This is a genomic window from Actibacterium ureilyticum (assembly GCF_002285435.1).
GTDB classification, from domain to species: Bacteria; Pseudomonadota; Alphaproteobacteria; order Rhodobacterales; family Rhodobacteraceae; genus Actibacterium_C; species Actibacterium_C ureilyticum.
Window position 1 is genome coordinate 14819 of sequence record NZ_NSBT01000011.1, and the last position, 26662, is coordinate 41480.

The 26662-nt window shown below is 63.7% G+C and carries 29 protein-coding genes and 1 tRNA gene; 14 read left to right on the forward strand and 16 right to left on the reverse strand.

The window, feature by feature from the left end; translation table 11 throughout:
- Positions 1–176 precede the first annotated feature (176 nt).
- Together CLM60_RS02025 and CLM60_RS02030 are read left to right on the forward strand one after the other, a co-directional pair.
- Positions 177–950 (forward strand): LuxR family transcriptional regulator, encoded by a 774-nt coding sequence (locus tag CLM60_RS02025; protein ID WP_095587558.1) that lies wholly within the window; start codon positions 177–179, stop codon positions 948–950.
- A 60-nt stretch (positions 951–1010) separates the two neighbouring features.
- Positions 1011–1613, forward strand: coding sequence for an acyl-homoserine-lactone synthase (locus CLM60_RS02030; RefSeq protein WP_095587559.1), 603 nt, complete (start codon positions 1011–1013; stop codon positions 1611–1613).
- Between the two features lie 385 nt (positions 1614–1998).
- On the opposite strand, the gene CLM60_RS02035 is transcribed toward CLM60_RS02030, so the two are convergent.
- The 4 genes from CLM60_RS02035 to CLM60_RS02050 all read right to left on the reverse strand — a co-directional run bounded on the left by CLM60_RS02035 (position 1999) and on the right by CLM60_RS02050 (position 5714).
- Positions 1999–2075, reverse strand: a tRNA-Arg gene (locus CLM60_RS02035).
- Positions 2076–2135: 60 nt separating this feature from the next.
- Complete coding sequence (locus CLM60_RS02040) at positions 2136–3542, reverse strand: sensor histidine kinase (RefSeq protein ID WP_095587560.1); 1407 nt, start codon at positions 3540–3542, stop codon at positions 2136–2138.
- A gap of 21 nt (positions 3543–3563) precedes the next feature.
- Positions 3564–4979, reverse strand: coding sequence for a dihydrolipoyl dehydrogenase family protein (locus CLM60_RS02045; RefSeq protein ID WP_095587561.1), 1416 nt, complete (start codon positions 4977–4979; stop codon positions 3564–3566).
- 3 nt (positions 4980–4982) lie between these two features.
- Entirely contained in the window at positions 4983–5714 is a 732-nt protein-coding gene (locus CLM60_RS02050; RefSeq protein ID WP_095587612.1) for a TVP38/TMEM64 family protein, read from the reverse strand.
- 299 nt (positions 5715–6013) lie between these two features.
- Between CLM60_RS02050 and rpmH the strand changes: the two genes are divergently transcribed.
- The 8 genes from rpmH (at position 6014) to yihA (ending at position 12703) form a co-directional block, all read left to right on the forward strand.
- A complete protein-coding gene (gene rpmH, locus CLM60_RS02055; RefSeq protein ID WP_005980833.1) occupies positions 6014–6148 on the forward strand; it encodes a 50S ribosomal protein L34 in 135 nt (44 codons plus the stop codon).
- 23 nt (positions 6149–6171) lie between these two features.
- A complete protein-coding gene (rnpA, locus tag CLM60_RS02060) occupies positions 6172–6597 on the forward strand; it encodes a ribonuclease P protein component (RefSeq protein ID WP_095587562.1) in 426 nt (141 codons plus the stop codon).
- A complete protein-coding gene (gene yidD, locus CLM60_RS02065; RefSeq protein ID WP_095587563.1) occupies positions 6594–6833 on the forward strand; it encodes a membrane protein insertion efficiency factor YidD in 240 nt (79 codons plus the stop codon). The genes rnpA and yidD overlap by 4 nt, the downstream gene beginning before the upstream one ends.
- A gap of 114 nt (positions 6834–6947) precedes the next feature.
- The gene (gene ttcA / locus CLM60_RS02070) at positions 6948–7817 is read left to right on the forward strand and encodes a tRNA 2-thiocytidine(32) synthetase TtcA (RefSeq protein ID WP_095587564.1); all 870 of its coding nucleotides are present in this window, start codon (positions 6948–6950) and stop codon (positions 7815–7817) included.
- Between the two features lie 73 nt (positions 7818–7890).
- A complete protein-coding gene (locus tag CLM60_RS02075) occupies positions 7891–9423 on the forward strand; it encodes a putative bifunctional diguanylate cyclase/phosphodiesterase (protein ID WP_095587565.1) in 1533 nt (510 codons plus the stop codon).
- Positions 9424–9513: 90 nt separating this feature from the next.
- Positions 9514–11322 (forward strand): membrane protein insertase YidC, encoded by a 1809-nt coding sequence (gene yidC, locus CLM60_RS02080; protein WP_095587566.1) that lies wholly within the window; start codon positions 9514–9516, stop codon positions 11320–11322.
- The gene (locus tag CLM60_RS02085; RefSeq protein WP_095587567.1) at positions 11319–12053 is read left to right on the forward strand and encodes an MOSC domain-containing protein; all 735 of its coding nucleotides are present in this window, start codon (positions 11319–11321) and stop codon (positions 12051–12053) included. Before yidC ends, CLM60_RS02085 begins: the two co-directional genes overlap by 4 nt.
- Entirely contained in the window at positions 12050–12703 is a 654-nt protein-coding gene (gene yihA / locus CLM60_RS02090) for a ribosome biogenesis GTP-binding protein YihA/YsxC (RefSeq protein ID WP_095587568.1), read from the forward strand. The genes CLM60_RS02085 and yihA overlap by 4 nt, the downstream gene beginning before the upstream one ends.
- Before the next feature lie 64 nt (positions 12704–12767).
- Here the strand turns inward: yihA and CLM60_RS02095 are convergent, their stop codons facing one another.
- Positions 12768–13508: an SDR family NAD(P)-dependent oxidoreductase gene (locus CLM60_RS02095; RefSeq protein ID WP_095587569.1), complete on the reverse strand. Its 741-nt coding sequence runs from the start codon at positions 13506–13508 to the stop codon at positions 12768–12770.
- 113 nt (positions 13509–13621) lie between these two features.
- Here CLM60_RS02095 and argB point away from each other — a divergent pair, with 113 nt between their 5' ends.
- The 4 genes from argB to CLM60_RS02115 all read left to right on the forward strand — a co-directional run bounded on the left by argB (position 13622) and on the right by CLM60_RS02115 (position 16462).
- A complete protein-coding gene (gene argB, locus CLM60_RS02100) occupies positions 13622–14488 on the forward strand; it encodes an acetylglutamate kinase (RefSeq protein WP_095587570.1) in 867 nt (288 codons plus the stop codon).
- A gap of 1 nt (position 14489) precedes the next feature.
- Positions 14490–15143: a ferredoxin gene (locus CLM60_RS02105; protein WP_095587571.1), complete on the forward strand. Its 654-nt coding sequence runs from the start codon at positions 14490–14492 to the stop codon at positions 15141–15143.
- Entirely contained in the window at positions 15140–15643 is a 504-nt protein-coding gene (locus CLM60_RS02110; RefSeq protein WP_095587572.1) for a SixA phosphatase family protein, read from the forward strand. The genes CLM60_RS02105 and CLM60_RS02110 overlap by 4 nt, the downstream gene beginning before the upstream one ends.
- Positions 15644–15736: 93 nt before the next feature.
- A complete protein-coding gene (locus CLM60_RS02115) occupies positions 15737–16462 on the forward strand; it encodes a hypothetical protein (RefSeq protein WP_095587573.1) in 726 nt (241 codons plus the stop codon).
- 40 nt (positions 16463–16502) lie between these two features.
- Here the strand turns inward: CLM60_RS02115 and CLM60_RS02120 are convergent, their stop codons facing one another.
- The 11 genes from CLM60_RS02120 to CLM60_RS02170 all read right to left on the reverse strand — a co-directional run bounded on the left by CLM60_RS02120 (position 16503) and on the right by CLM60_RS02170 (position 26661).
- Positions 16503–17294, reverse strand: a complete 792-nt coding sequence (locus tag CLM60_RS02120) for an amino acid ABC transporter ATP-binding protein (protein WP_095587574.1) — start codon at positions 17292–17294, stop codon at positions 16503–16505.
- A 10-nt stretch (positions 17295–17304) separates the two neighbouring features.
- Positions 17305–18660 carry an amino acid ABC transporter permease gene (locus CLM60_RS02125; RefSeq protein WP_095587575.1) on the reverse strand — a complete coding sequence of 452 codons (1356 nt, stop codon included), beginning with the start codon at positions 18658–18660 and terminating at the stop codon, positions 17305–17307.
- Position 18661: 1 nt separating this feature from the next.
- Positions 18662–19918 carry an amino acid ABC transporter permease gene (locus CLM60_RS02130; protein ID WP_095587576.1) on the reverse strand — a complete coding sequence of 419 codons (1257 nt, stop codon included), beginning with the start codon at positions 19916–19918 and terminating at the stop codon, positions 18662–18664.
- 120 nt (positions 19919–20038) lie between these two features.
- Entirely contained in the window at positions 20039–21058 is a 1020-nt protein-coding gene (locus tag CLM60_RS02135; RefSeq protein ID WP_095587577.1) for an amino acid ABC transporter substrate-binding protein, read from the reverse strand.
- A 225-nt stretch (positions 21059–21283) separates the two neighbouring features.
- Positions 21284–22000: an ATP12 family chaperone protein gene (locus CLM60_RS02140; protein WP_095587578.1), complete on the reverse strand. Its 717-nt coding sequence runs from the start codon at positions 21998–22000 to the stop codon at positions 21284–21286.
- On the reverse strand, positions 21993–22682 hold the full coding sequence (locus CLM60_RS02145) for an HAD-IA family hydrolase (RefSeq protein WP_095587579.1): 690 nt from the start codon (positions 22680–22682) through the stop codon (positions 21993–21995). The genes CLM60_RS02140 and CLM60_RS02145 overlap by 8 nt, the downstream gene beginning before the upstream one ends.
- On the reverse strand, positions 22679–23722 hold the full coding sequence (locus CLM60_RS02150) for an RluA family pseudouridine synthase (protein WP_095587580.1): 1044 nt from the start codon (positions 23720–23722) through the stop codon (positions 22679–22681). Before CLM60_RS02150 ends, CLM60_RS02145 begins: the two co-directional genes overlap by 4 nt.
- Complete coding sequence (gene crcB / locus CLM60_RS02155; RefSeq protein WP_095587581.1) at positions 23719–24096, reverse strand: fluoride efflux transporter CrcB; 378 nt, start codon at positions 24094–24096, stop codon at positions 23719–23721. The genes CLM60_RS02150 and crcB overlap by 4 nt, the downstream gene beginning before the upstream one ends.
- A 31-nt stretch (positions 24097–24127) precedes the next feature.
- Complete coding sequence (locus CLM60_RS02160; protein ID WP_095587582.1) at positions 24128–24739, reverse strand: cytochrome b/b6 domain-containing protein; 612 nt, start codon at positions 24737–24739, stop codon at positions 24128–24130.
- 4 nt (positions 24740–24743) lie between these two features.
- Positions 24744–25193, reverse strand: a complete 450-nt coding sequence (locus tag CLM60_RS02165; protein ID WP_095587583.1) for a c-type cytochrome — start codon at positions 25191–25193, stop codon at positions 24744–24746.
- Positions 25194–25338: 145 nt separating this feature from the next.
- Entirely contained in the window at positions 25339–26661 is a 1323-nt protein-coding gene (locus CLM60_RS02170; RefSeq protein ID WP_095587584.1) for a replication-associated recombination protein A, read from the reverse strand.
- Between the last annotated feature and the right edge of the window lies 1 nt (position 26662).

The window sequence follows — 26662 nt, forward strand, 5'->3', positions numbered from 1 at the left end:
TGAGAAGAGTTGCTGCCGTTCTTGTTTTCTTCATCACCCCCGTTTTGGGGTATTTACCGCAAAGGTTGCAGTGGCGACTTCTCGCCATCCCCGTGATAAGTTGTTGTCTGGAAAGACCTCTGGCCTACTGTACGACTATCTAGCCTTTACGCGTAGGCGATTCGTTCGGAGGATTCATGAGCACCGAAGCTTCTGAAAACCACCACCTGATTTCGAATCTTTTCCAGGAAAAGGTTATAGTCGATCACAACGCCGACATTATTGCGGAACTTTGTGACATAGGGCGCGATTATGGCATAGAGCATTTCACCTATTTTCGCGCCGACCGGACAGATAGTGGCGAAGTGGAAACTGTCATCAAGACCAGCTATCCCGCCTCATGGTTCGAAAGGTATAATGAGCGAGACTATCACCGCATCGATCCAGTCGTGCAGAACGGCTTGAGGAATTTCCTTCCCGTCGATTGGTCAACCATCGACAAGAAGGAAAAACGCATCCAAGACTTTTTCGGCGAGGCGTCTGAACATGGGATCAGGGATAACGGGATTACAATTCCCATTCGAGATGAAAGAAACATCACAGCACTCTTTTCGATCAATATGGAGGCGCGGGAAAAAAGCTGGCATCTGTTCAAGAAAGAGTTCCTGTCTGAAATCATCTATCTGGCTTTTCTGTCTCACCAGCAGGTCAGGAGGGGGCAAGCCAGCGATTGCGCCGTCTCGCCGCTAAAGCTGTCTAATCGCGAAACGGAAGTACTTCAGTGGGCAGCCGCAGGCAAAACTGCTTGGGAAACTGCGCGAATTCTTCAGCTTTCGCAGGACACTGTGGCCTTCTATCTGAAGAACGCCATTGCCAAGCTGGGCGTTGCCAACAAGACACAGGCCGTTGCGATTGCCTTGGCGCATGGTGCAATTGTGGCTGGCATCAATACCCCAATTATTGGTCGTTAACGGACTCGTCGCCTTCGCCTAAGTCTGTCTCATCAGTGTTAGTTGGCGAAGAGAAGAACCATGATCCATCAAATTTCGTTTCGCAACCGAGGCGGTAATGAGAGCCTTATCCATCAGATGCACCAGCTGAGAGCGCGTCAATTTTCGGAACGACGTGGATGGCGGGTCGACGTGCGCGACGGTTATGAAATCGACCGCTTTGATGATATAGACCCACTCTATATCGTTGTCTCAGACGGAGAAGGTCAGCTCCTCGCATCTCTTCGCCTATTGCCAACCACTGGGCCTCATATGTTGAGCGATGTTTTTCCTGAAGTGATGGGCAAGAACGCAGTCATACGCCATCCACTTATCTGGGAAAGCTCACGGTTTTGCGTCGATACCCGAGCGTGTCGTAAATTCGGTGAAGACATGATCAATACCGCAACACGGGAACTGTTGCGTGGTTTATTCGAGACCGCAGAACACGCCGGAATGGAAAACATCGTTTCGGTATACGATCTTTACGTCGAACGTATCCTGAAGCGCTCCGGTTGTATTTTTGATCGCATCGGTGAGGTCGTGAGATATGACGACTTAAGGACAACGGCAGGTATCTTTGAAGTATCGCAGCGAGTCATCCGAAATTTTGCGGATCGAACATCCCTAGCGACGGCAATCTAAGCGCCATCGTTCACTAAAGTGAGACGCAATAGTAATATTCGAACAACAAGCAGCTAGAGCATCTGACTGTCGCAAAAACGGTCGTTTTTGGCCGAGCGTCCCGCCCCACCCACGATCAATCGCTTAGCGATGACAAAAACCCCCGGCAAAACCTTTGCGGTTTTGGCAGGTTTTTGTCGTAGGTGAGGAAGGATATCCGCCATCTGCCAATGACTGCTTTGTCGGGCCGCAGCGCAGCATCGGGCCGACTTGCTGAACGGCAGCTATGGGCCGAAGCTGCGTATTGATCCATCATAGAGTACGAGCCGTTTGCGACACTTACAGGTTCAAATCAGACCTATGTGTCAAAAAACTCAATACTATCTGTCATTCGACAAGAGGGAAATGGCGCGCTGGGGAGGATTCGAACCCCCGACCCCTTGATTCGTAGTCAAGTACTCTATCCAACTGAGCTACCAGCGCGTGGAGGCCTCATTTAGACGGGCCGTCCGGGGTTTGCAAGAGTGGAATTCGGCAAAAATGTCATTCGGTGTGATTTTCGACCGGATGGGCCACCTTGGGCAGGCGCAGGGCGAAGGCGGTGCCGGTTTCGCAGGTCTCTTCCAGTTCCAGTCTGCCGCCATGGCCGCGGATCAGTTCGGCCGAGATCGCCAAGCCCAGCCCGGTGCCGCCCTTGCGCGAGCCGCCCTGGAACGGCTGGAACAGATGCTCGCGCGCCTTGGGGGGCAGGCCGGGGCCGGTATCGGTCACGCGGATCACCCATTCGCGGTCGTCTTCTTCGGCGCCGATGCAGATCTCGCCCGCCTTGCCGCTGGCGATGATCGCCTGGCGGGCGTTGCGGATCAGGTTCGACAGCACGCGATAAAGTTGTTCGGCATCGGCGCGCAGCACCATGCTGGCGGGCACATCCTCGGAAAAGCTGATGTCGTGGCTGCCCGACGCCAGCCGTTCGCTTTCCACGACGTCATTGACGATCATGGTCAGCGTCACCCGGTCCAGTCGCGGGGGCGGCTCTTCGGCCTTTCCAAACGCCAGCGTGGTCTCGCACAGGTTCACCGCCCGGCTGATCGAATTCACCAGCTTGGGCGCGACGCGGTTCACGGTGGGGTCCTGGCTGCCCTCCATCCGGTCGGCAAACAGTTGCGCCGTGGTCAGAATGTTGCGCAGATCGTGGCTGATCTTGGCGACCGCCCCGCCCAGCTGGGCCAGGCGCTCCTTTTGCCGCAAAGCGCCGGTCAACTGGGTTTCCAGCGATTGCAGCGCATGTTCGGCCTCTTTCAACTCGTGCACATGGGCCATGGGTTCGATGATGCGGCGGGCATCCTCGGGCGCGCTGGCATAGCTTTGCATCGCGCCCACCACACGCTTGATCGGGTTGACCATCAGCCGCTGCACCGCAAAGAACAGCAAGCCCGCCGTGATGACCGAGATCACCGCCGACAGCGCCAGGATGCGCAGGCCGTAATCGATCATCGCCATGCGCAGCGGGGCGGTTTCCATCGTGACCTCGATCGACTGGCCGGCTTCGCGCGTGGGGGCGCCCAGCACCCGGATCACGCGGTTTTGCGAATCCACCAGCCGCACCATCGCATCCCGGATCAGGATCGCCGCCGTGGCATCGCGCAGATCGAAACTGGCATGGACCGGCGCGGGAATGGGCGAGGACAGGATCAGCTGGCTCATCTCGTCGCGGCGCAGGATGACGTTGAACACCTCGGCGTTTTCCAGCAGCTCTGCCTCGACATCCGCCTCGATCATGTCCTCGGCCGCCAGCAGCGCCAGCGACGCGATCTGCGCCCGGTCCAGCCGCGTCAGCAGGTAATCCTCGCGGAATCGCGCGATGGAGGGGACGAAAATGAACACCTCGGCCAGCATGACGAAGGCAATCGTCAGCAGCAGGAACCGGCCCGAAAGCGTGTTGAGGAACATGAACGCCCGCCTTGTCAGCAATTATGGCAATACGGATTGCACGAAACGAACCATCCGTTTCACCCAAGGATTGTCAAACAGTTTCGGAGAGAAATAGGCACCCGCCGCGCGCTTGTTAACCTCTCCCAGTGTCGGATAGGGCGCGACCATGTTGGCGATGGCGCTCATCTTCAGCCGGTTGGCGATGGCCAGCGCCCAGATCCCGATCAACTCGCCCGCCTGTGCGCCGACGATGGATGCGCCGACAGGCCGCCCGCCCACCACCATCACCTTGATCAGCCCGGCGGTCTTGCCAGTGGCAATGGCGCGGTCATTCCCGGCATAGTCGAAGCGCGCCACGGTCAGCTTGTCGCCATGGGCATCGCGCGCCTGTGCCTCGGTCAGCCCGATCTGCGCCAGTTCCGGGTCGGTATAGGTGACCCACGGGATGTGATCGGTGCGCGCCTTGGCCGGCAGACCCAACAGGATGGGCCGGATCACGACGCCCGCGTGATAGCCCGCCACATGGGTGAATTGCAGCCCGCCCGCCACATCGCCGATGGCATAGATGCGTTTGTTCGTACTGCGCAGGTCCGCCCCCACCTTGACGCCCGCGCGGGTGGTTTCGACCCCGGCGGCATCCAGGTTCAGCCGGTCGATATTGGGCTTGCGCCCCACCGCCATCAACAGATGCGACCCTTCGAACCGGGTGCCATCCTTGGTTTGCACAAAGACACCCTGGCCCGCCTTGCCGATCTGGGCGGCCATCTGCCCCTCGTGGATTTCGATCCCCTCGCCGCGCAGCTTGTCCAGCACGATGGTGGCCAGTTCCGGGTCATCCTTGCCCAGCGCCCTGTCGCCTTCGATCACCGTTACCTTGCTGCCCAGCCGCCGATGCGCCTGTGCCATTTCAAGGCCGATGGGGCCACCGCCGATGATCAACAGGTGATCGGGCCGTGCCCGCAGGTCGAAGATGGTTTCATTGGTGTGAACCGTCACGTCCTCGACCCCTGGGATCGGCGGCACCAGGGGCGAAGACCCGGTGGCGATGACAAAACGCCTTGCGGTGACGACCGTATCGCCGGCCTGAAGCTCGGTCGGGGATATGAACTGGCCATAGGCTTCGATGACCTGCACGCCCAGCCCAGTAAACCGTTCGACACTGTCATGCGGCTCGATGGTGGCGATCACGTCGCGCACATGGTCTTTGGCGGCGGCGAAATCGATGCCCGGCTCGGCCCCTGTCACGCCAAAGCGCGCCTGCCGCATGGCCTGCGCGGCCTTGCCCGCCGCCAGCAGCGCCTTGGACGGCACACAGCCATAGTTCAGGCAATCGCCGCCCATCTTGTGCCCTTCGATCAGCACGACACGCGCGCCCATCTGCACCGCGCCCGCGGCCAGCGACAGCCCGCCAGAGCCTCCGCCGATGATACACAGGTCGGTTTCGACACGGTTCATGGCTTACAATCCTTTCTTGCCGCGCAGGGCCTTGATCAGGATGGGCAGGGCCGACAGCGCCGCCAGACCCAGCATCGGCAACAGCACATGTGGCTCGAATATGATGCCCAGATCCGGCGTCTCGCCCCGGGCGAACACCGCGCCCAGCCCGGCCCCCACCGACGTATAGACCACCGTGCCCGGAATGATCCCGATGAAGGTCGAAATCGCGAAGCGATGCAGCGGCACCTCCAGAAAAGCCGGGATCAGGTTGGCCAGAAAGAACGGCACCGCCGGTACCAGCCGGATCAGGAACAGCATCGACCACTGGTTCTCGTCGATCCCGTCCTTGATGCGCTTGGCCATGCCCTCGGACCCTTCCAGCTTTGCCCCCAGCTTTTCGCCAAAGCCCCAGCGCGCGGCCTGAAAGATCAGGATCGCGCCCACCGTGGCACCGATCACGTTGAAAAGCGCCCCGGGGAAGGTCGCGAACAGGAACCCGCCCGCCAGCGTCGCAATCGTCGCCCCGGGCAACGAGAACGCGACGATCACCGCGTAAAGGATCAGAAAGACCAGCACCGTCACCGGGTAATTGGCATCCCGGAACGCCATCAGCGCCTCGCGGTTGTCGGCCAGCGCCTGAAAGGACAGATAGTCCTTCAGCGTGAACGCCCCGATCACCGCCACCAGGGCAATTGCAATCAGCGGCAGGCGCCGGGCCAGGCCCGGTTTGGGGGTTTCGGTCATGTCGGCCATGGGGCGTTTGTCCATTCGTCGTCTTTCGCGTTGCCCCCAACATGCGCATTTGCCGCCCCGCGCGACAGGCGCTTCACGCCCGCTTGATCGCGCGTGAGCCGGCGGGGCCGATCTCAGCCCCATTCTTGCGGTTCTGTAACGAAAATCGCCCCGCGAGCAGCGTTTCGCCCGGAATTGTTGCAGAAATCCCCGCAGGTTCGAATTGACAGGCCCGGTTCAACCCCCTAAAGGACGGGCTTCGAACATAAACGGTGCTCGAATCCCATCCCGGATCGGGCCCGCCTGACGGAGCCAAAGCGATGAAACGCACTTACCAACCCTCGAACCTGGTTCGCAAGCGCCGCCACGGCTTCCGCGCGCGCATGGCCACCAAGGCCGGCCGCAAGATCCTGAACGCACGTCGTGCACGGGGCCGGAAGTCGCTCAGCGCCTGAGCCACGCCGAAAGGCAGACGGACATGACACCGCCGGAGGCAAACGTGGCAGGCAATACGCCGGACGCCGCGGACACGCCCCCGGCGGTTTCCGTTTGCCTGCAGGTCCTGAAAAACCGTCCCGATTTCCTGGCCGCCGCCCGCGCCCGGCGCCAGGGCGCAACCGGTCTGCATCTTCAGGCACGGCGGCGCAAAGCGGGCGAACCCGTCGATCCCGCCGCAATCCGCGTGGGCTTCACCTGCTCGAAAAAGGTGGGCAATGCAGTCGCCCGCAATCGCGCCAAACGCCGCCTGCGCGCGGTGGCCCGCGCCATCCTGCCCGATCACGGCCGCCCCGGCTGGGACTATGTGCTGATCGGTCGCGCAGGCGCCACGGCAGAACGGCCCTATATCGATCTGGAAAATGACCTGCGCACCGCGCTTCGGAAAATCCACGCCCCACGCCCATGACCCCTCTTGCCCATATCGCCGCCCTGCCCGTCCGGGCCTACCGGCTGCTCCTCAGCCCCTGGGTCGGGCACAATTGCCGCTACCACCCCACCTGCAGCGCCTATGCGCTCGAGGCGCTGGAAAAACACGGCGCCCTGCGCGGCGGCTGGCTGACCCTGCGCCGCATCGCCCGCTGCCACCCCTGGGGCGGCATGGGCGACGATCCGGTCCCCGAACGCGACCGGCGCCCCGACTGACCCCCTTTCATCTTGGCCCAAATACCTCGGGGTCCGGGGCAGCGCCCCGGCGCCACCCTTCCCAACACCGCTTTCCTGTGGCATTGCAAAAGCGCCCCATACGGAACCTGCCCCATGTTCGACGATCTCGACGATATCCACCCGCTGTTTCACGGCGCGCCCGCCACGACCGAGTTCAAGAAGCTGCGCAAGCGGATCGTCCGCTACGCCCGCGAGGCGATCGAACAATATGGCATGATCGAACGCGACGCGCGCTGGCTGGTCTGCCTTTCGGGCGGCAAGGACAGCTACACCCTGCTGGCGGTGCTCTACGAGCTGAAATGGCGCGGGCTTCTGCCCGTCGACCTGCTGGCCTGCAACCTGGACCAGGGCCAGCCGGGCTTTCCCGCGACCGTCCTGCCAGAGTTTCTGGAACGCATGCAGGTCCCGCACCGGATCGAATACCAGGACACCTATTCGATTGTGAAAGACAAGGTACCGCAGGGGCGGACCTATTGCGCGCTCTGTTCCCGTCTGCGGCGCGGCAACCTCTATCGCATCGCCCGGGAAGAGGGCTGCTCGGCTGTCGTCCTGGGCCATCACCGCGACGATATCCTGGAAACCTTCTTCATGAACCTCTTCCACGGCGGGCGGCTTGCCACGATGCCGCCCAAGCTGGTGAACGAGGAAGGCGATCTGTTCGTCTATCGCCCGCTGGCCCACGTGGCCGAGGCCGATTGCGAGAAATTCGCCCGCGCCATGAATTACCCGATCATTCCCTGCGACCTCTGCGGCAGCCAGGACGGGCTGCAACGCCAGCAGGTCAAGCAGATCCTCGATCAGTGGGAGGCTAACAGCCCCGGCCGCCGTCAGGTCATGTTCCGCGCGCTGATGAATATCCGGCCCTCGCACATGCTGGACCCCAAGCTGTTCGATTTCGCCGGGCTGATGCGGGAAACGGCGCAATTTGAGGAAAATGCCGACCAGATACCGGTGCTGCGTTAACCGGCGCCTCATTTCCACGCCCTAGCGTTCCAGCAATCCGTGTGACGATTGTCATTTGATTGCAGGAGCGACCATGCCCGCCAAACGCCCGACCCGACAGGTCATCGCAACCGCCTTGACCCAACCGCAGATCCTGGCATTCCTGCCGGCCCTGACGCTGGGCGCCTATTGGACGGGGGGCGAACCGGCCCTGCTGGCCACGGCGCTTTTCGTGCCGGTGCTGTATGCGCTGGCCGGCCTGCCCCGCACGGCAGAGCCCGAACCGACCACCCCCAGCGATGGCGTCACCGGCCTGCCACTAAGCGCGGCGGTGGTCAGCGCCCTGGAAGATGTCCTGTCGCACCGCAACACCCGTGGTACGACCACCGCCGCGCTGGCCGTCACGATCGAGGGGCTGGGCGACGTGACCGACCGTTTCGGTATTCCCGCGGTCGATCTGGTGATGCGCCGCGTTGCCGAACGCCTGTCGGGCACCATGCGCGGCGCCGATACGGTCGCCCGTCTGGACGGCGCGGGTTTCGCCATCGCCCTGGGGCCGATGCGGCGCGCCGATCTGGAAACCCTGCTGCAAATCTCGGGCCGCATCCAGGACGCGGTGCGCGAGCCGATCAGCATCGACGCGATGCATGTCTATGTGACCTGTTCGGTCGGGTTCTGCCTGCCCGCGCGCAGCCCCGCGCCGCGCGGTGACAAGATGCTCGAAGCCGCCGAGATCGCGGTGACAGAGGCCCGCAATCACGGCCCCGGCGCGATCCGCGCCTATGCGACATCAATGCAGACCAGCGTGGACCAGCCCAACGTGCTGACGGACGAGGTCGCAACCGCGCTGGAAACCGGGCAGCTGCGCCCGTGGTTTCAGCCACTGATCTCGACCGACACGGGCGAGGTCACGGGGTTCGAGGCACTGGCGCGCTGGACCCATCCCGAACGGGGCCTGGTGCCGCCCGCCGAATTCCTGCCCGCCATCGAAAGCGCGGGCCTGACCGAACGGCTGAGCGAAGAGATGCTGTTTCACAGCCTGTCGGCGCTGCGCAGCTGGGATCGCGCGGGGCTGAACATCGGCTCGGTGGGGGTCAATTTCTCTGCCGAGGAATTGCGCGACGGCAAGATCTGCGATCGTATCAAATGGGAGCTCGACCGGTTCGACCTTGCCCCCGACCGGCTGAGCGTCGAGGTCGAGGAGACGCTGATCTCGGAAACCGGCGATGACATGATCAGCCGCAACCTGACGGCGCTGCAAACCCTGGGATGCAACATCGATTTGGACGATTTCGGCACCGGCCAGGTGTCGATCGCGGCAATCCGCCGCTTTGCCATCACCCGGCTGAAGATCGACCGCTGCTTTGTCGCCCGCGTGAACGAGGATCGCGACCAACAGGACATGGTCGCCGCGATCCTGACCATGTCGGAACGGCTGGGCCTGGAAACCGTGGCCAAGGGCGTCGAATCCCTGGGGGAACACGCCATGCTGTCGCAACTGGGCTGCGCCCATGTCCAGGGCTTCGCCATCGCCCGCCCAATGCCGTTCGAGGAAACCATCGCCTGGGTCCGAAAGCATGGCGAAAAGCTGCAAACCGTCATCCCGCTCAGCCCCGACGCGGGCTGAGGACACGGGATTTGGCCGAAAACCGCTTGACCTTCGGGCCATCAGTCTGTTGAACCACCCTCACCTTTTACAGGACAGGTGGCGGCCTCGATGGACGATCAGAACAAGAACCTCATTCTTGCAACCGTACTCAGTTTTCTGGTGATCTTGGGCTGGACCCTGTTCTTCCCACCGACCGAACCGCCGGTCGATCCCAACGCCCCGGCCGAACAGGTCACCGCCGACGCCACGACCGATGCCGTGACGGCCGCACCGTCCGATGCAGCCGGGCTGTCGTCGACACCGCAGGCCACCGCGGCGGACGCCCCGCGCCTCGCCATCGAAACCGCCCGGCTGACCGGGTCGATCTCGCTTCAGGGCGGCCGCATCGACACCCTGTCGCTCAAGGACTACCGCGAGACACTGGAACCCGATTCCGAGATCGTCCAGCTTCTGAAACCCGCGGGCGGCCCCGGCGCGTATTACGCGCTCTACGGCTGGGCCCCGGGTCAGGGCCTGGCGGTCGAGGATGTGCCGGGACAGGACACGGTCTGGTCCATCGCCGAAGGTGACACGCTGACCGAAACCACCCCGGTCACGCTGCGCTGGGACAATGGCAAGGGCCTGACATTCAACCGGGTGATCTCGGTCGACAGCAACTATATGTTCCAGGTCACGCAGTCGGTTACCAATACCGGCACGGGCACGGTATCGCTGGCGCCCTATGGCATCCTGGTGCGTCAGGGCGAACTGACCGGGCTCAAGAACTTCTTCGTGCTGCACGAAGGCCTGGTCCGGATGAGCGACGGGATCCTTGAATCGGTCAAATATTCCAAGATGCCCGATTTCGACGTGGACCCCGCCGAAGGTGGCCAGGCCGAGGTCGAGCGCGTGCAGGAAAGCGGCTGGATCGGCTTCACCGACCATTTCTGGATGACCACGCTCATCCCCGCGACCAACACGCCCTTCAAGTCGGTCGCCAAATACGGCGCCGTCAACGATGTCTACCGGACCGAGGCCGTGCTGCCCACGCAGACCGTTGCGGCGGGCGCCGATTACAGCGTCACGACCCAGCTGTTCGCCGGGGCAAAGGAATGGGAAACCATCCGCGCCTATCAGAAGGGCGGTGTCGACCGTTTCGTCGACTCGATCGACTGGGGCTGGTTCTTCTTCCTGACCAAGCCGATCTTCGCGGTCCTGCACTGGCTGAACGGGCTGATCGGCAACATGGGCTGGGCGATCATCGCGCTGACCTTCCTGATCAAGGCGCTGCTCTTCCCGCTGGCCTATAAATCCTATGTCTCGATGGCGAAGATGAAAGAGCTTCAGCCCGAGATGGAAAAGGTCAAGGAACGCGCCGGCGACGACCGCCAGAAGATGCAGCAGGAAATGATGGCGCTCTACAAGAAGGAAAAGGTCAACCCGGCCTCGGGCTGTTTGCCGATCCTTCTGCAGATCCCGATCTTCTTCTCGCTCTACAAGGTGATCTTCGTCACGCTGGAGCTGCGCCACGCGCCCTGGATCGGCTGGATCCGCGACCTCAGCGCACCCGATCCGTCGTCGATCCTGAACCTCTTCGGACTGCTGCCCTGGGCCACGCCGGAACCCGGTTCGATCTTCTTCATTCTCAGCCTCGGCGTCCTGCCGATCCTGCTGGGGATCTCGATGTGGCTGCAACAGAAACTGAACCCCGCGCCCACCGACGCAACCCAGGCGATGATCTTTGCCTGGATGCCCTGGATCTTCATGTTCATGCTGGGCAGCTTCGCCAGCGGGCTGGTGCTGTACTGGATCGCGAACAACACGATCACCTTCATTCAGCAATATACGATCATGCGCAGTCAGGGTTATAAACCCGACGTGTTCGGCAACATCAAATCCAGCTTCAAGAAGAAGCCAAAGCCCGAGGAAAAGGGGTGATCACCCTGGCCCAGATCTGGCGCCACCCCGTCAAGGGCGTCGGCGCAGAGCGGCTGGAGACGACCGATCTGACACCGGACCGTCCCCTGCCGCTCGACCGGGCCTGGGCCATCCTGACCGGCGACGCTCAGGATACAGGCGAGTGGCAACGGTGCCGCAACTTCGCCCGGGGCTGCTATGGCCCGCAGCTGATGGCCGTGACCGCCCGCACAGACGGCACGCGCATCACCTTCAGCCACCCGGCGCTGGACGACCTGACCATCGACCCAACGACCGAAGGCGCCCGCCTGGTCGACTGGATCGCGCCGCTCTACCCTGATGAACGCCCCGCGCCGCACAGCCTGATCGCCGCCCCGGCCGAAGGCATGGCCGATGCCGATTTCGGCTCGGTCTCGATCCTGTCGCTGGCCTCGCTCGATGCGCTGTCACAGGCGATCGGCCAGCCTATGGATCCGCGCCGGTTCCGCGGCAACCTGTGGGTGTCGGGCGCCGACCCCTTCGCGGAAACCGATTGGCTGGGCCGCAGCCTGCGCGTCGGCGGCGCCACGCTCAAGGTCATGGAACCCATCGAACGCTGCCGCGCGACCGAGGCCAACCCCGAAACCGGCCAACGCGACGCCAACACCCTGCGCGCCCTGCGCGACGGGTGGGGCCACACGAATTTCGGCGTGCTGGCTACGGTCACATCCCCCGGCACCATCACCGCCGGCGACAAGGTCGAACTGCTATGAAACCCCTGCCCTTTCCCGTCGCCGAAGACCCCGATGAGGCCGCCCGCGAACAGGGCCGCAAGCTGTTTGCCGGCCAGACTGAGTTCCTGAAAGGCGTCGTCGCAATGGACGGCCTGCCCGCCGCCGACCGGGTCGAGGTCTGTTTCGCCGGCCGTTCCAACGTGGGCAAATCCAGCCTGATCAATGCGCTGACCGGGCGCAAGGGCCTGGCACGGGCGTCGAATACCCCCGGCCGGACACAGGAAATCAACTTCTTCACCTGCGGCGAACAGCTCTATCTGGTCGACCTGCCCGGCTATGGCTATGCCGAGGCGCCCCTGCCCGTGGTCCAGAAATGGCAGCGCCTGCTCAAGGCCTATCTCTCAGGCCGCCAGACCCTGCGCCGCGCCTTCGTGCTGATCGACGCGCGCCACGGGGTCAAACAGGTCGACGAAGAAATCATGACCCTGCTCGATCAGGCCGCCGTCACCTTCCAGGCGGTGCTGACCAAGGCCGACAAGGTCAAGGCCAAAGAGCGTGACAAGGTGCTGGACCAGGTCCGCGCGAAACTCGCGCCACACCCGGCGGCCTTCCCCGAACTGATCGTGACCTCGTCGGAAAAGGGCGACGGCATCGCCACGCTGCGCGCGGTGATCGCGGGGCTGGAATAACCCCTTCTTCTTGGCAAAAATACTCAAATCCGGCGGTTGACACCCGCGCCGAAGCCTTGGGGGTCTAGACGTGCTGCCCCGCATTCACCTCGATCTCGGTCCCGGTGACATAGGAGGCCGCGTCCGAACACAGGAACCAGATCACATCGGCCACCTCGGATGGCTGGCCCAGCCGGCGCAGCGGCAGCCCCTCGACGATCTTCTCGGTCCCCGGCGACAGGATCGCGGTTTCGACCTCGCCCGGGGCGATGGCGTTCACCCGCACCCCCAATGGCCCGTAATCATGCGCCATCTCACGCGTCAGCGCCGCCAGCGCCGCTTTTGACGTGGCATAGGCCGCGCCCGCGAACGGGTGCACCCGGCTGCCCGCGATCGAGGTCACATTGACGATCGCCCCCTTGGCGGCGGCCAGCTCGTCCTTGAACCCACGGGCCAAAACGACCGAGGCGAAGAAATTGACGTGGAATACATGGCCCCAGGTCATCAGGTCGGTATCGATGGTGTTCAGCCGCGCGCCATCGGGTCCCTTGGGCGAGATCCCTGCATTGTTGACCAGCGCGTCCAGCCGGCCCCCCAGCATCTCCTGGATGCGGCCCACGGCGTTGATGGTGTCGGTCGGATCGGCCAGGTCGATCTGCACATGGTTTTCCGCCCCGCCCGGCCAGGGGCATTCCTCGGAGAACGCCTGGCGCGAACAGCTGATCACGCGCCAGCCCTCGCGCGCGAAACGGCGCACGGTGGCGTGCCCGATCCCACGGCTTGCACCGGTCAGCAACAGGGTCTTTTGGCGGTCGGTATCGGACATGATCGTTCTCTCGCAGGTTCACCGCCAACCTAGACCAAAGGCGGCAAATGGCAATCCGCCCCTTGGCAGCGCCGCGCACAAAGCGTAACACCGCTAGGCCAAGGATGACATTGATGAAAAAGCAGACGGCCATGAACCGCGATTGGATCGCCACCGCCCGGACCCTGTCCGAGGCGCTCCCCTTTCTTCAGCGTTATGACGATGCCGTCGTCGTGATCAAGTTCGGCGGCCACGCGATGGGCGACGACACGGCGATGGAAAGCTTTGCCCGCGATATCGTGCTGATGCAGCAGGTCGGCGTGAACCCGGTGATCGTCCATGGCGGCGGCCCGATGATCAACGAGATGCTGGACAAGCTGGATATCAAGTCCGAATTCGTCAAAGGCAAGCGTGTGACCGACGCCGCCACCGTGCGCGTGGTCGAAATGGTACTGTCGGGCCTCGTGAACAAGCGCATCGTTCAGGCGATCAATGCGCAGGGCGGCAATGCGGTCGGGCTTTCGGGCAAGGATGCCAACCTGATGATCTGCACCCAGACCAACCCGGATCTGGGCTTTGTCGGCACGCCGTCGAAGGTGAACCCCAAGGTGCTGCGCCAGTTGTTCGAGGCCGAGATGATCCCCGTCGTCGCGCCCCTGGGCATGGGCGAGGCGGGCGAGACGTTCAACGTCAACGGCGACACCGCCGCAGGCGCGATTGCCGCCGCGCTCAAGGCCGACCGCCTGCTGCTGCTGACCGATGTCAGCGGCGTCAAGGATGACAAGGGCGAGGTCGTGACCGAGCTGACCGTCGACCACATCCGCCGCCTGACCGAAAGCGGCGTGATCGCGGGCGGCATGATCCCCAAGACCGAAACCGCGCTGGATGCCATCGCGGGCGGCGTGCGCGCCGTTGTGATCCTGGACGGGCGGGCGCCCAATGCCTGTCTGCTGGAGCTCTTCACCGAACACGGTGCGGGCAGCATCATCCGGGCCGGTTGAATTGACCGCCTATGCCCGGATACGCGACGCGGCCCGGGCCAGGCATCTGGACATCTTCGGCGCATTCCATCCCGATCCGGACGATGGCGCCCCCTTGGGCTGTGAAACGCTGCTGTTGCTTGGCCCGCTTGAGCCCGGCTTCTGGGCGCATCTGACGGACAGCCCCGAATGGCAGGACGGCCAGCCCGACCCCGTCGACCGATGGTCGCAGCGCGTGATCGCGGCTCTCGCGGCGGAACACGACACGGTGCCGCTGTTTCCGTTCGGCGGGCCGCCCTATCAGCCCTTCATCGCCTGGGCGCTGCGCTCGGGCCGGGCGTGGCAATCGCCGGTCACGTTGCTGGTCCATGACCGGGCCGGGCTGATGGTGTCTTATCGCGGGGCGCTGGCCCTGCCCCGGCGGCTGGATCTGCCGCCGCCCCCGGATACGCCCTGTGCCACCTGCGACACCCGGCCCTGCCTGTCGGCCTGCCCGGCGGGCGCGCTGGGGGCCGGCGGATATGATCTGCCGCGCTGTCATGGCTGGCTGGACGCACATCCGCAGGGAAGCTGCATGAGCGCGGGCTGCGCCGTCCGCCGTGCTTGTCCCCAAAGCCAATCCTATGGCAGGGTCGGCGCGCAATCTGCCTATCACATGTCCCGGTTTCATACATGACCCTGCGCCTGATCCTGACCCGCCACGCCAAATCCAGCTGGGACAGCCCCGACATGCAGGACCACGACCGTCCGCTGAACGACCGGGGCCGACAGGCCGCCCCGGCGATCAGCGCCTGGCTGGCAGAGCACGGTCACATCCCGGCCGAGGTCGTCTGTTCGACCGCGCGGCGCACGCTGGAAACCTGGGCCGCCATGGCCACGCGGTTTCCCGATGGCATCATCCTGCGCCGCAGCCCCGAGCTGTACCACGCCACACCGGACATGATGCTCAAGGTGCTGCATGGCTGCGCCAGCAGCCCGGTGATGATGCTGGGGCACAACCCGGGCATCGCCGGTCTGGCATCGGCGCTGCTGCAATTCCCGGTCGATCACCCGCGCTTTGGCCGCTATCCGACCTGCGCCACGCTGGTGGCGGAATTCGACGCCGAAGATTGGTCCGAGGTCGACCCCGGCAGCGGCCGCGCCATCGACTTCATCGTGCCGCGCGACCTGGGCTAGCCCCGCCCGCGATGGAAAATTGACCGCCGACATGCTATGCTGCCCCCATTGTAGAAGACATTTTTATTCAATCTGATTTCAATGGAGGGTCCCATGTCGGACACCACTGCGCCCGCATCCGTTCCCGTTCGGCCGATTTACCGCCGCCCGCTGGAATGGGGCATGATCGGGCTGGCGATCATTGTGCTGATCTTCATCGCCAAGACGCTCGATGTGCTGCCGGATGAGCTCAAGGCCTTTGGCGCCGAAGCGAAATTCGGCAAGGAAGACAAACAGGTACTTGTTCAGAACGACGCCCGCTTGAACGAGCTGGTCGCCGAACTGGAAAAGTTGAAACAGGATGTGGCGATGCTGGCCGAACGCAATGGCGGCAGCCGCCAGGTGTCGTCCGCGGCGATCCTGGAAAGCCCCGCGAAAGAGATCGCGGCCAGCAGCAGCTTCCTGCAACAATCGACCGTACCGGCGGGCGAAGGGGTGATGTGGCTGGGCGAATGGGATTCGTTTCGCGGCTGGACCGACGGGTCGATCACCGGGCAGAACAGCGCGCTGCAGGGGCCCGAAACGCTTGCCGGGGCCAAGGTGCGGCTGACCACCAAGGTCAATATCCGCGAGGCCTATCCGTCGCGCGATGCCAGCTATTTCCGCACCGTTCCGGTTCTGGGCGTGGCCGACAAGGACGCCATCGCCACCATCATCGATGTTGCGCCGGGCTATCAGCGGGCAACGGGGGTGCAATACTGGGCCAAGGTGCGGGTCGATTATACGCCCAAGGAGCCCGAAGCGGTCGAGGCGACCCGGTCGCTGCGGGTCGGCAACTGAAACGCGGCGCGGCGACCGTAAGGGCCGCCGCGCGCGATCCCTAGTGCCCCAGGATCTGGCTGAGGAACAGCTTGGTGCGTTCCGATTTGGGGTTGTTGAAGAACTCTTCCGGTTCGTTCTGTTCGACGATCTGGCCCTGATCCATGAAGATCACCCGGTTGGCGACCTGCCGGGCAAAGCCCATCTCGTGCGTGACGCACAGCATGGTCATTCCCTCATGCGCCAGTTCGATCATCGTATCCAGAACCTCTTTGATCATCTCGGGGTCCAGTGCCGATGTCGGCTCGTCGAACAGCATGATCTTGGGCTTCATGCACAGGCTGCGCGCGATGGCCACACGCTGTTGCTGACCGCCGGACAACTGGCCGGGATATTTCAGCGCCTGGTCGGGGATCTTGACCTTTTCCAGGAAATGCATCGCGGTTTCCTCGGCCTCTTTCTTGGGAACCTTGCGGACCCAGATCGGCGCCAGCGTGCAGTTTTCCAGGATCGTCAGATGCGGGAACAGGTTGAAATGCTGGAAACACATCCCGACCTCGGACCGGATCTTGTCGATGTTTTTCAGATCGCTCGTCAGCTCGATCCCGTCGACGACGATCTGCCCGGACTGGTGTTCCTCCAGCCGGTTGATGCAGCGGATCATCGTCGATTTGCCCGACCCCGACGGCCCGGCGATGACGATCCGTTCGCCCCTGTTCACGGTCAGGTTGATGTCGCGCAGCACGTGGAAGGTCCCGTACCACTTGTTCATGTTGGTGATCTGGATTGCGATCTCGTCGCTCACCTTGAGCTTCGAACGGTCGATTTCGGTATCAACGGCAAGTTCGGACATGGAAGGCTCCTTAGCGATGACCCGTCTGAAGCTTGCGCTCCAGATACATGGAATAGCGGGACATGGAGAAACAGAAGATGAAGAACAGAACCGCGATGAAGCCGTAAAGCTCCCACACGATGCCGTTCCAGGCCTGGTCGGCGCGGATCGAGTTCGACAGGCCGATCGGGTCCAGCAGACCGATGATCGACACCAGCGTGGTGTCCTTGAACACCCCGATGAAGGTCGACACGATGCCGGGGATCGAGATCTTCAGCGCCTGTGGCATGATGATCAGCCGCTGCGCCTGCCAATAGTTCAGGCCCAGGCTGTCGGCGCCCTCGTACTGGCCCTTGGGCAGGGCCGCCAGACCGCCCCGGATCACCTCGGCCATATAGGCGGCGGCGAACAGCGTCACCATGATCATCACCCGCAGGATGATGTCGAAATTGGTGCCCGGCGGCAGGAATATGTTCAGCAGGGTCGAGGCCACGAACAGCAGCGTGATCAGCGGCACGCCGCGAATGAACTCGATGAAGCCGATGCAGATCGAGCGCAGGATCAGCAGGTTCGATTGCCGCCCCAGCGCCAGCAGGATACCCAAGGGAAGCGAACAGCCGATGGCCACGACGCCGATGGTGATCGACAGCATGAAGCCCCCGAAATCACGGCTTTGGACCTCGGGGATCGCAAGCGGGAGCACCGATGAAAACGCGTCCGCCAGCGGACCGATCGCAAAACCCCACCACAGCAGCGGGACCGCCACGGCCAGAATGAACCCCGCGATGGTCCCGACCACGGGGGCCGCGAAGCGCATCACCAGATAGCCGATGACAAAGCCCAGCGCGACCAGGATCGGCGTCCACAACGTGCCGCCCCACAGAAGCCAGGGCAGCAGGAACGGAAAGGCCGCCGTGATCCACAGCATTTTGCGCGGCAGGTTGGAAAACAGCACCGGCACCACCGCCAGAACCAACAGGACAAAGGCCAGGTTCGGCCGGAAGAAGGCCGGCCAGGCGCCTTCGGGTGCGGCGCCGAAATTCGCGCTCGGCACAACCGGATAGGGCGGATAGAACCCGTACATCAGCTGCAGCCAGCGTTCGCGGATCACCCCCCAGCACGCCTTGTGGCCCGCGCCCTCGCCATAGGCGGCGGCGATCATCTCGCGGCATTCGCCCAGCGATGTGGCGGCCCATGTGGGCGAGATCGCCCAATGCAGCACGCCGCTGATGACGAAATAGATGAAGATCAGCGACAGTATGGTCAGGATCGAATTGACCGGACCCGAGAACAGGTTCTCGCGCGACCAGCCCACCAAGCCGACCGAAGTCGCCGGCGGGGCCTGTTGCGGCAGCATTTCGGTGCGGACGAAGGAAACATCGCTCATCTTACCGCTCCACCAGTTTGACGCGTTCGTTGTACCAGTTCATCACGCCCGAAATCGTCAGCGAGATCGCCAGATAGACCAGCATCAGCATCAGCAGACATTCCAGCTCGCGCCCGGTCTGGTTCATGGTGATCCCGCCCAGCGTGCCGGTGATGTCCATGTACCCCACCGCAATCGCCAGCGAGCTGTTCTTGGTCAGGTTCAGATAGTTCGAGATCAGCGGCGGAATGATCACCCGCAGCGCCTGTGGCAGGATCACAAGCCGCATCGTGCGGCCCGGGCGCATGCCCAGCGCATTCGCGGCCTCTGTCTGCCCCTTGGAAATGGCCAGGATGCCCGCGCGCACGATCTCGGCGATGAAGGCCGCGGTATAGAACGAAAGCGCCAGCCACAGCGCGATCAGCGAATTGCGCATATGGATGCCACCGGCGAAATTGAACCCCTTGAGCTCGGGGTAGCCCAGGTGAAAGCCCATCGCCAGCAGCGCCGCGATGAGCGGCAACAGCACCACGCCCAGCTGGATATACCAGGTGGTCGGGCGGTCGCCCGTGGCCTCTTGCACCGCGTCGGCGCGCTTGCCGATCACACGCGCGCCGAACAGGCCCGCGATCAGGATCGCCACAAGCAGCAGCAGCTCCAGGCTGATGTTGAAGGCGCCGAACACCGGCAGATCGCCCAGCGGGCGGCTGAACAGCGGTTCGGGGATATAGACGCCGCGATTGGTCACCGCCATCGTGTCGCCCAGCCACATCGACGCGGTGGCATTGTCGCCCCTGAAGGCGCGCGGGCTTGGCAAGGTCTCGATCAGCACCGCCATGAACAGCACGATCCACAACAGCACCGGCACGTTGCGGAACATCTCGACATAGATGGTCATGATCCGCGCGATCAGCCAGTTCTTGGACAGGCGCAGCACGCCGATGAAAACGCCCAGGATGGTGGCCAGCACACAGCCCATCACCGCCACCAGCAGCGTGTTCAGAAGCCCGACGAACGACGCCCGCAGATGCGTGTCGCGCGAGGTATAGTCGATCAGGCGCTGATTGATGTCATATCCGGCCGGTTCGGCGAGGAAACCGAATTCGATCTTCTTGCCCAGCGATTCCAGGTTCTGCGTGGTGTTGTTGATCAACCACGCGGCCATCAGCATGAAACAGATCATGGCGACGACCTGAATCGTCATGGACCGGTACCGGGTGTCGTAGATCAGCATAGATAGCCGAAACGACTCCCTTGGCGGGTCGGTAAGTGTCGTCATTGAAATCCCCGTTGCCCCTTTGGCTTGTTTTATCGCGGCCTTTGGCCGTCGCTGCCAGGGTGCGTCGTTGCCCTTAAGGAAGCAGGGGCGCGGATCGTGCCGCGCCCCTGCCTGTCGTTCTTAGCGGAACGGCGGCGAGTAGAGCAGGCCGCCTTCGGTCCATTGTGCGTTCAGGCCGCGTGCCAGCCCGATCGGCGTGTCGACACCGATGTTGGTGGCAAAGATCTCGCCATAGTTGCCGTTGGCCATGATCGCCTTCTTGGCCCAGTCCGCCGACAGACCCAGCATTTCGCCCAGGTTGCCTTCGGTGCCCAGCAGGCGGTTGATTTCCGGGTTGTCGCCCGCAGCGGCCGACATCTCGGCGATATTGGCCGAGGTCACGCCCATTTCTTCGGCCGCGATCAGCGCGTTCAGGGTCCAGCGCACGATATCGCCCCATTCGTCATCGCCGTGACGGACCAGCGGGCCCAGCGGCTCTTTCGAGATGATTTCGGGCAGGATCACGTGATCGGCTGCATTTTCGAAGGTGGCGCGCGTCGCGGCCAGGCCCGATGCGTCGGTGGTATAGACGTCACAGGCGCCAGCCAGGTATTGCTGCTGCGCTTCGGCGTTGGTTTCGATCGGAACCGGCTCATAGCTGAGATTGTTGACGCGGAAGAAATCCGCCAGGTTCAGCTCGGTCGTGGTGCCGGTCTGGATGCAGACGGTCGCACCGTCCAGTTCCTTGGCCGATGTCACGCCCAGTTCCTTGGGAACCATGAAGCCCTGACCGTCGTAATAGTTCACACCGACAAAGGTGAACTTGAGGTCGACGTCGCGGCTGAAGGTCCAGGTGGTGTTGCGGGCCAGCATGTCGATCTCGCCCGATGCCAGTGCGGTGAAGCGCGTCTTGCCGGTGGTCGGAACGAATTCGATTGCCGAAGCGTCATCCAGGACCGCCGCAGCGACGGCGCGGCAAACTGCAACGTCGAAGCCTTTCCACTCACCGTTTGCATCCGGAGCCGCAAAGCCCGGCACGCCCGTGGCCACGCCACAGTTCAGCTTGCCACGTGCCTTGACGTCGTCCAGCGTGGCGGCAGCGGCTGCACCGGCTGCAACACCGGCGGCCATAAGCGCGCCAAAGAATACGGTTTTTTTCATACTTACCTCTTCCTGATGTTCCCCATTGATGGGGCGTATCTCGTTTCCCGTCCCATTCGGGTGATCGTTCGTTCGGGCAATACTGCCCACGAGCGCTGCAAGTTTGGGCGAATTCACCGGAAAACGTCAAGGGCACTGTCTGAAAATCGGGCGATACAGTACGTAATAACTGCTTTCCCGGGCGTTTGCCCAAAAAAGCCGCCTTTGACGTATTCGCGCTGCGGCTCAGTCCGATTCCCGGACCAGTTCCAGGAAATGCATGGCCTGCAGAAAGCCCTTTTCGCGCAACGCGGCCTGTGCCGTCGCCTCGTCGTCCTCGCCCCATTGTTCCTGCTGCCACAGCTCGTCCACCCGCGACGTAGCCCAGAGCTCGGCCGCCGGAAACGCGCCCGCGGCGGCGGCCAGCCCGATCACCAGCGACCCCGACAGCGCCACCAGATCGTGCAGCGCCGTCAGCTCCCACGGGGAACAGGCGCGGACGGCGGCATCCAGCCGCGCCAGGCTGTCCTTGTCCTGGCCCACATGCATCACGCCGCTGGTCACCGACAGCGGCGCGGCATGCGCCTGATGCGCCCAGCGCAGCAGCGGATCCCAAAGCGCGGCCTGGCGCTGTTGCAGGGCCTCGGGCCCCTCGGCCCGGTAGCACAGCAGATCGCTGTCGCCATAGGCCGACACGATCCCGGCCACCGAATCATATTGCGGTGTCACCTTGTCGATTGCCGAATTCGCCGACCTTGTCAGCGGCATGGTCTGGGGGTCGATCACACCGTCCTGGGCGTCCCACTCGCGGGCCACCGCCTCGGCCAGGGCGCGGGTCGGCAGGACCAGCGGCACCTTGGCCGGGGTGCGGATCGGGCGGCCGTCCAGCCGCACGCCATAGCCGTCCTTCAGGGCCGATATCCCGGTCAGCGTCCAGAACCGCTTTGCCGCCCATTCACTCATCTGCCATCCCCCATACGGCCTCAAGCGCCGCGTCCAGCGCCGCGAAACTGTCGATCACGCAATCGGCCCCCGCCGCGCGCAGGTCGGCCACCGGGTGATAGCCCCAGCTGACCCCGATTGTGCGGCAGCCCGCGGCCCGGCCCATTTCCATGTCGAAACTGGTATCCCCCAACATAATCGCCTGCCCCGGTTCGATCCCGATGTCGTCACAGGCCTGATGCAGCATCGACGGGTGCGGCTTGGACGGGTGATGATCGGCCGTCTGGCAGGTGTGAAAATAATGCCCGATGCCGTGGCTGGCAAAGGCATGATCCAGCCCCCGCCGGGCCTTGCCCGTGGCAACCCCCAGAAACAGCTCGTCCCGGCGATGCAGGCGGTCCAACGCGTCGCGCGCCCCGGGATAAAGCGGCGCGTGCCCTTCGCCCTCGGCCTCGGCGCGCAATTCCAGGATTCGCGCGCGATAGGCGGCGATGGCGTCCTGCACCCCGGCCTCGGTCAGGTCGGGCATCAGCCGCGCCATGGCTTGCGGCAGCGACAGCCCGACGATGGACAGCACCGTTGCGCGGTCCGGCACGGGCCGTCCCAGCGCAGCAAAGGCATGCCCGACCGATGTCACGATCGCATCCTGACTGTCGATCAGCGTGCCGTCGACATCGAAAACCACCAGCCGCAGATCGGTCATTGCAGCGCCTCGAACGGGTCCTCGGCGGCCATATCGGGCGCCCATTGGAACGTGTCGAAGGTGCGCTGCATATGTTCGGGCAAGGGCGCGGTCACGGTGATGTCCTTGCCCGTGACGGGATGTTCGAACCGCATCAGCCGCGCATGCAGGTGCAGCTTGTTCGAGATGATGCCGCCCAGCTTGGCGCCCCAGCCATCGCCCAGGTTCTCCTGGCCCGAGCCACCATATTTGCCGTCACCGATGATCGGATGCCCGATCTCGGCCATGTGCGCGCGCAGCTGGTGGGTGCGGCCGGTGATCGGCTCCATCGCGACCCAGGCCGCGCGCGAGGCGACGCGGTAAAGCGTGGCGTAAAGCGTATGCGCGCGCTTGGCGCCGTCGGTTGCATCCACGTCGCGCGGATGGACGCAGCGCATCTTCTCGCCCTCGCCCTTGGCGCCATGGCCCGGCGCCTTGACCAGACCATAGCGGATCTCGCCCAGATAGGGCGTCGGCACGCCCGCCACCACGGCCCAATAGATCTTGCGCGTCTGCTTGTGGCGGATCGCGGCGGTCAGGTCGCTGGCCATCTGGCGGGTGCGCGCCAGCAGCAGCACGCCGGATGTGTCCTTGTCCAGCCGGTGGACAAGGCGCGGCTTCTCGTCCAGCCCGAATTTCAGCGCCTCGGCCAGCCCGTCGACATGGCGGGTCTGCTTGCTGCCCCCTTGCGTCGGCAGGCCGGGGGGCTTGTTCAGCGCGATGATGTGATCGTCGCGATAGATCACACAGCCCTGGATCATCTTCGCGTCGGCATCCGACATGGCGGGTTTCGGCTGCGCCTTGACCTCGCCCGGTTCGGGCAGCGGCGGGACGCGCACGCTTTGCCCGGCCTCGACCCGCGTGGCGGGTTTCACGCGGCCGCCATCGACGCGGATCTCGCCCTTGCGGCACATCTTTTCGATGCGGCCCTGGCTGACATGTGGGAACCGGCGGCGGAACCAGCGGTCCAGCCTCTGGTCGCCCTCGTCCTGCGGGATCACGATGGTCTGGACGCCGCTCATGCCAGTGCCCCACGGGTCAGCCACAGCGCGGCGGCAATCGCCGCGAGCGAGACCAGAACCGAAGCGGCGGCATAGCCGAAGGCCAGCCCGGCCTGTCCGCGCTCATAAAGCGTCAGCACATCCAGCGAGAATGCGGAAAACGTGGTAAAGCCGCCCAGCAGCCCCGTCATCAGCAGCGGCGCCAGATCATTGCCGCCCTTCCTGGCCAAAACAACCACCAGCACCCCCATCAGGAACGAGCCCACGACATTGACCACCAGCGTCCCCCAGGGAAAGCCGTGCCCCATCAACCGCACCGCCGCGACGCCGGTCAGATAGCGCCCCATCGCGCCGATTGCCCCGCCAAGGGCGACTTGTGCCAGTGTTCCGATCATGGCGCCTAAGTCAGGCGCGCGGGCGCGGTTGTCAACCCTGCCGGTCGCGGCGCACCAGCTTCCAACCGGTGATCATCGGGCGGATCAGATCCTCGTTCTTCCACTTCTTATAGAAGACAATCGCGCCGATATGCAGCACGACCAGCGCCAGGATCGCCAGCGAGCCACGATAATGCAGCCGCGCCATGTCCTGCGCGGTGTCGGTCGCCACGTATTTCGCCAGCGGCCCGACATTGATGAAATCGTCCGGGTCCGCAAACAGCCCCGTCGCGGTCTGGAAGATCAGCACCGCCAGAATGGCAAAGACCGACAGCGCGCCCATCGGGTTGTGCCCGGGCCAATAGCTGGGCTTGCGCGCGCCGATATTGCGCAGATAGTTCAGCGTGGTGCCGGGGCCATAGATGAAATGAACGAACCGGGCCGCGCGCGGGCCGACAAAGCCCCAGACCAGCCGGTACGCCACCAGCCCAATCACCGCATAACCGGCATAGAAATGCAGGGTCATGATGCTGGGGCCATAACGCCCCAACAGCCAGCCGGTGACCACGCAGATCACCAGCGCCCAGTGAAACAGCCGAAGGCCCAGATCCCAGATGCGGGCCTTTTCGACGCCGGGCGGCAATTCTGTCTGCGTGGTCTTCATCGGCTTACTTCGCGCGATAGTCGTCGTGGCAGGCCTTGCAAGCGCCGCCCAGCTTGCCCAGCGCGGCGGCCATCTCGCCCTGGCCCTGACCGGCGGCGGCCTGCATTTCCAGCGCGGCCGCTTTCAGACCGGCGCCCTTTTCGGCAACGGCGGGGAATTCTTCCCAGATCTTGCCCAGCGCGCGGGTCTTGCCGGGATATTCATCGGCCGACGTGCCGGGCACATAGACATGCGCCAGGTTGTAATTGGTCAGCGTCACGATGTTGTCGGCCGCCGTCTGGGCGCCGGCGGCGTCGTAATCGGTTTCACCCTTGGCCATGGCGGCGATGATGCCCACATTGGCGCCCAGCAGCTTGTAGAAGCCCTGACGGGCGGCGATCGTGTCTTCCATCGGGTCGGCAGAGGCAATCGCGGGAAGGGCAAGTGCGAGAGTGGCGAAAATAGCTGTACGCATGTGAGGCTCCATAGGGGGTTAAATTCCAGACGATTGTTGCGGCGCGAAACTGCACGCACAATGTGACAACGCGTCAAACGCTAGAAAAATTCGGACAACCGGTCACTTTTTTGATTTTGCACAGGGTCTGTGCGCGGTTCGCCGCTTACTCCGCGCCGGAAATACGGCGCTCGCGCAGCTTGGCGAAGTAATCCAGCCGCCGTTTCAGCTCGCGTTCGAAGCCGCGTTCCACCGGGCTGTAATAGACGCCGCGCTTCATCCCGTCGGGGAAATAGTTCTGGCCGGAAAAACCGTCGGCAGCGTCGTGGTCGTATTGATAGCCCTCGCCATAGCCCTGTTCCTGCATCAGCTTGGTGGGCGCGTTCAGGATGTGTTTGGGGGGTGGTTCGCTGCCGGTCTTGCGCGCCGCGGCGCGGGCATTCTTATAGGCCGCGTAACCGGCATTCGATTTCGGCGCCAGCGCCAGATAGGTCAGCGCCTGTGCCAGTGCCAGCTCGCCCTCGGGGCTGCCCAGCCGTTCATAGACCTGCCAGGCATCCAGACAGATCGTCTGCGCCTGCGGGTCGGCCAGGCCGATATCCTCGACCGCCATGCGGGTGATGCGGCGGGCCAGGAACCGGGGATCTTCGCCGCCTTCAAGCATGCGCGCGAACCAGTACAGCGCGGCATCGGGGTCCGAGCCGCGCACCGATTTGTGCAGGGCCGAGATCAGGTTGTAGTGCTCGTCGCCCGATTTGTCGTATTTCGCCGCCCGCTTCATCAGCCGCGTGGTCAGCGCGTCGGTGTCCAGCTTGCCGTCGACCTTCCACGCCGCGACCTGTTCGATCAGGTTCAAAAGCGCCCGGCCATCGCCATCGGCCATCTCCAGCAGCGCCTCGCGCGCGGGACCGTCCAGCGGCAGGGCGCGGTTCAACTCGTGCTCGGCCCGTTGCGCCAGAAGCTCCAGATCCGCCAGATCCAGCCGCTCCAGCACCAGAACCTGCGACCGGCTGAGCAGCGCGGCGTTCAGCTCGAAAGACGGGTTCTCGGTCGTGGCGCCGACCAACAGGATCGTGCCGTCCTCCATATGCGGCAGGAACCCGTCCTGCTGCGCCTTGTTGAAGCGGTGGATTTCGTCCACGAACAGCAGCGTGCCTTGCCCGTTCGCGCGGCGGTGCTTGGCGGCCTCGAACACCTTGCGCAGGTCCGGCACGCCGGTGAAGATCGCGCTGATCTGCACGAAATGCAGATCGGTCTCGTCCGCCAGAAGCCGCGCGATGGTGGTCTTACCCACCCCCGGCGGCCCCCACAGGATCAGCGACCCCAAACTGCCCGAGGCCAGCATGACCCCCAGCGGCGCATCGGCGCCCAGCACCTGGTCCTGACCGATCACATCCGACAGCTTGCGCGGGCGCAGCCGATCGGCCAAGGGGCGCGGCGCGCTGCCTTGGGGCGTGGTTTCGTCATGCTGGTCGAACAGATCCGCCATG

What these genes read in the sequence shown, in the direction of transcription:
- CLM60_RS02025 (WP_095587558.1), top strand. Translation starts at nt 177, where the DNA reads ATGAGCACCGAAGCTTCTGAAAACCACCACCTGATTTCGAATCTTTTC.
- CLM60_RS02030 (WP_095587559.1), top strand. Translation starts at nt 1,011, where the DNA reads ATGATCCATCAAATTTCGTTTCGCAACCGAGGCGGTAATGAGAGCCTT.
- CLM60_RS02040 (WP_095587560.1), bottom strand. Translation starts at nt 3,542, where the DNA reads ATGTTCCTCAACACGCTTTCGGGCCGGTTCCTGCTGCTGACGATTGCC.
- CLM60_RS02045 (WP_095587561.1), bottom strand. Translation starts at nt 4,979, where the DNA reads ATGAACCGTGTCGAAACCGACCTGTGTATCATCGGCGGAGGCTCTGGC.
- CLM60_RS02050 (WP_095587612.1), bottom strand. Translation starts at nt 5,714, where the DNA reads ATGGCCGACATGACCGAAACCCCCAAACCGGGCCTGGCCCGGCGCCTG.
- rpmH (WP_005980833.1), top strand. Translation starts at nt 6,014, where the DNA reads ATGAAACGCACTTACCAACCCTCGAACCTGGTTCGCAAGCGCCGCCAC.
- rnpA (WP_095587562.1), top strand. Translation starts at nt 6,172, where the DNA reads ATGACACCGCCGGAGGCAAACGTGGCAGGCAATACGCCGGACGCCGCG.
- yidD (WP_095587563.1), top strand. Translation starts at nt 6,594, where the DNA reads ATGACCCCTCTTGCCCATATCGCCGCCCTGCCCGTCCGGGCCTACCGG.
- ttcA (WP_095587564.1), top strand. Translation starts at nt 6,948, where the DNA reads ATGTTCGACGATCTCGACGATATCCACCCGCTGTTTCACGGCGCGCCC.
- CLM60_RS02075 (WP_095587565.1), top strand. Translation starts at nt 7,891, where the DNA reads ATGCCCGCCAAACGCCCGACCCGACAGGTCATCGCAACCGCCTTGACC.
- yidC (WP_095587566.1), top strand. Translation starts at nt 9,514, where the DNA reads ATGGACGATCAGAACAAGAACCTCATTCTTGCAACCGTACTCAGTTTT.
- yihA (WP_095587568.1), top strand. Translation starts at nt 12,050, where the DNA reads ATGAAACCCCTGCCCTTTCCCGTCGCCGAAGACCCCGATGAGGCCGCC.
- CLM60_RS02095 (WP_095587569.1), bottom strand. Translation starts at nt 13,508, where the DNA reads ATGTCCGATACCGACCGCCAAAAGACCCTGTTGCTGACCGGTGCAAGC.
- argB (WP_095587570.1), top strand. Translation starts at nt 13,622, where the DNA reads ATGAAAAAGCAGACGGCCATGAACCGCGATTGGATCGCCACCGCCCGG.
- CLM60_RS02110 (WP_095587572.1), top strand. Translation starts at nt 15,140, where the DNA reads ATGACCCTGCGCCTGATCCTGACCCGCCACGCCAAATCCAGCTGGGAC.
- CLM60_RS02115 (WP_095587573.1), top strand. Translation starts at nt 15,737, where the DNA reads ATGTCGGACACCACTGCGCCCGCATCCGTTCCCGTTCGGCCGATTTAC.
- CLM60_RS02120 (WP_095587574.1), bottom strand. Translation starts at nt 17,294, where the DNA reads ATGTCCGAACTTGCCGTTGATACCGAAATCGACCGTTCGAAGCTCAAG.
- CLM60_RS02125 (WP_095587575.1), bottom strand. Translation starts at nt 18,660, where the DNA reads ATGAGCGATGTTTCCTTCGTCCGCACCGAAATGCTGCCGCAACAGGCC.
- CLM60_RS02130 (WP_095587576.1), bottom strand. Translation starts at nt 19,918, where the DNA reads ATGACGACACTTACCGACCCGCCAAGGGAGTCGTTTCGGCTATCTATG.
- CLM60_RS02135 (WP_095587577.1), bottom strand. Translation starts at nt 21,058, where the DNA reads ATGAAAAAAACCGTATTCTTTGGCGCGCTTATGGCCGCCGGTGTTGCA.
- CLM60_RS02140 (WP_095587578.1), bottom strand. Translation starts at nt 22,000, where the DNA reads ATGAGTGAATGGGCGGCAAAGCGGTTCTGGACGCTGACCGGGATATCG.
- CLM60_RS02145 (WP_095587579.1), bottom strand. Translation starts at nt 22,682, where the DNA reads ATGACCGATCTGCGGCTGGTGGTTTTCGATGTCGACGGCACGCTGATC.
- CLM60_RS02150 (WP_095587580.1), bottom strand. Translation starts at nt 23,722, where the DNA reads ATGAGCGGCGTCCAGACCATCGTGATCCCGCAGGACGAGGGCGACCAG.
- crcB (WP_095587581.1), bottom strand. Translation starts at nt 24,096, where the DNA reads ATGATCGGAACACTGGCACAAGTCGCCCTTGGCGGGGCAATCGGCGCG.
- CLM60_RS02160 (WP_095587582.1), bottom strand. Translation starts at nt 24,739, where the DNA reads ATGAAGACCACGCAGACAGAATTGCCGCCCGGCGTCGAAAAGGCCCGC.
- CLM60_RS02165 (WP_095587583.1), bottom strand. Translation starts at nt 25,193, where the DNA reads ATGCGTACAGCTATTTTCGCCACTCTCGCACTTGCCCTTCCCGCGATT.
- CLM60_RS02170 (WP_095587584.1), bottom strand. Translation starts at nt 26,661, where the DNA reads ATGGCGGATCTGTTCGACCAGCATGACGAAACCACGCCCCAAGGCAGC.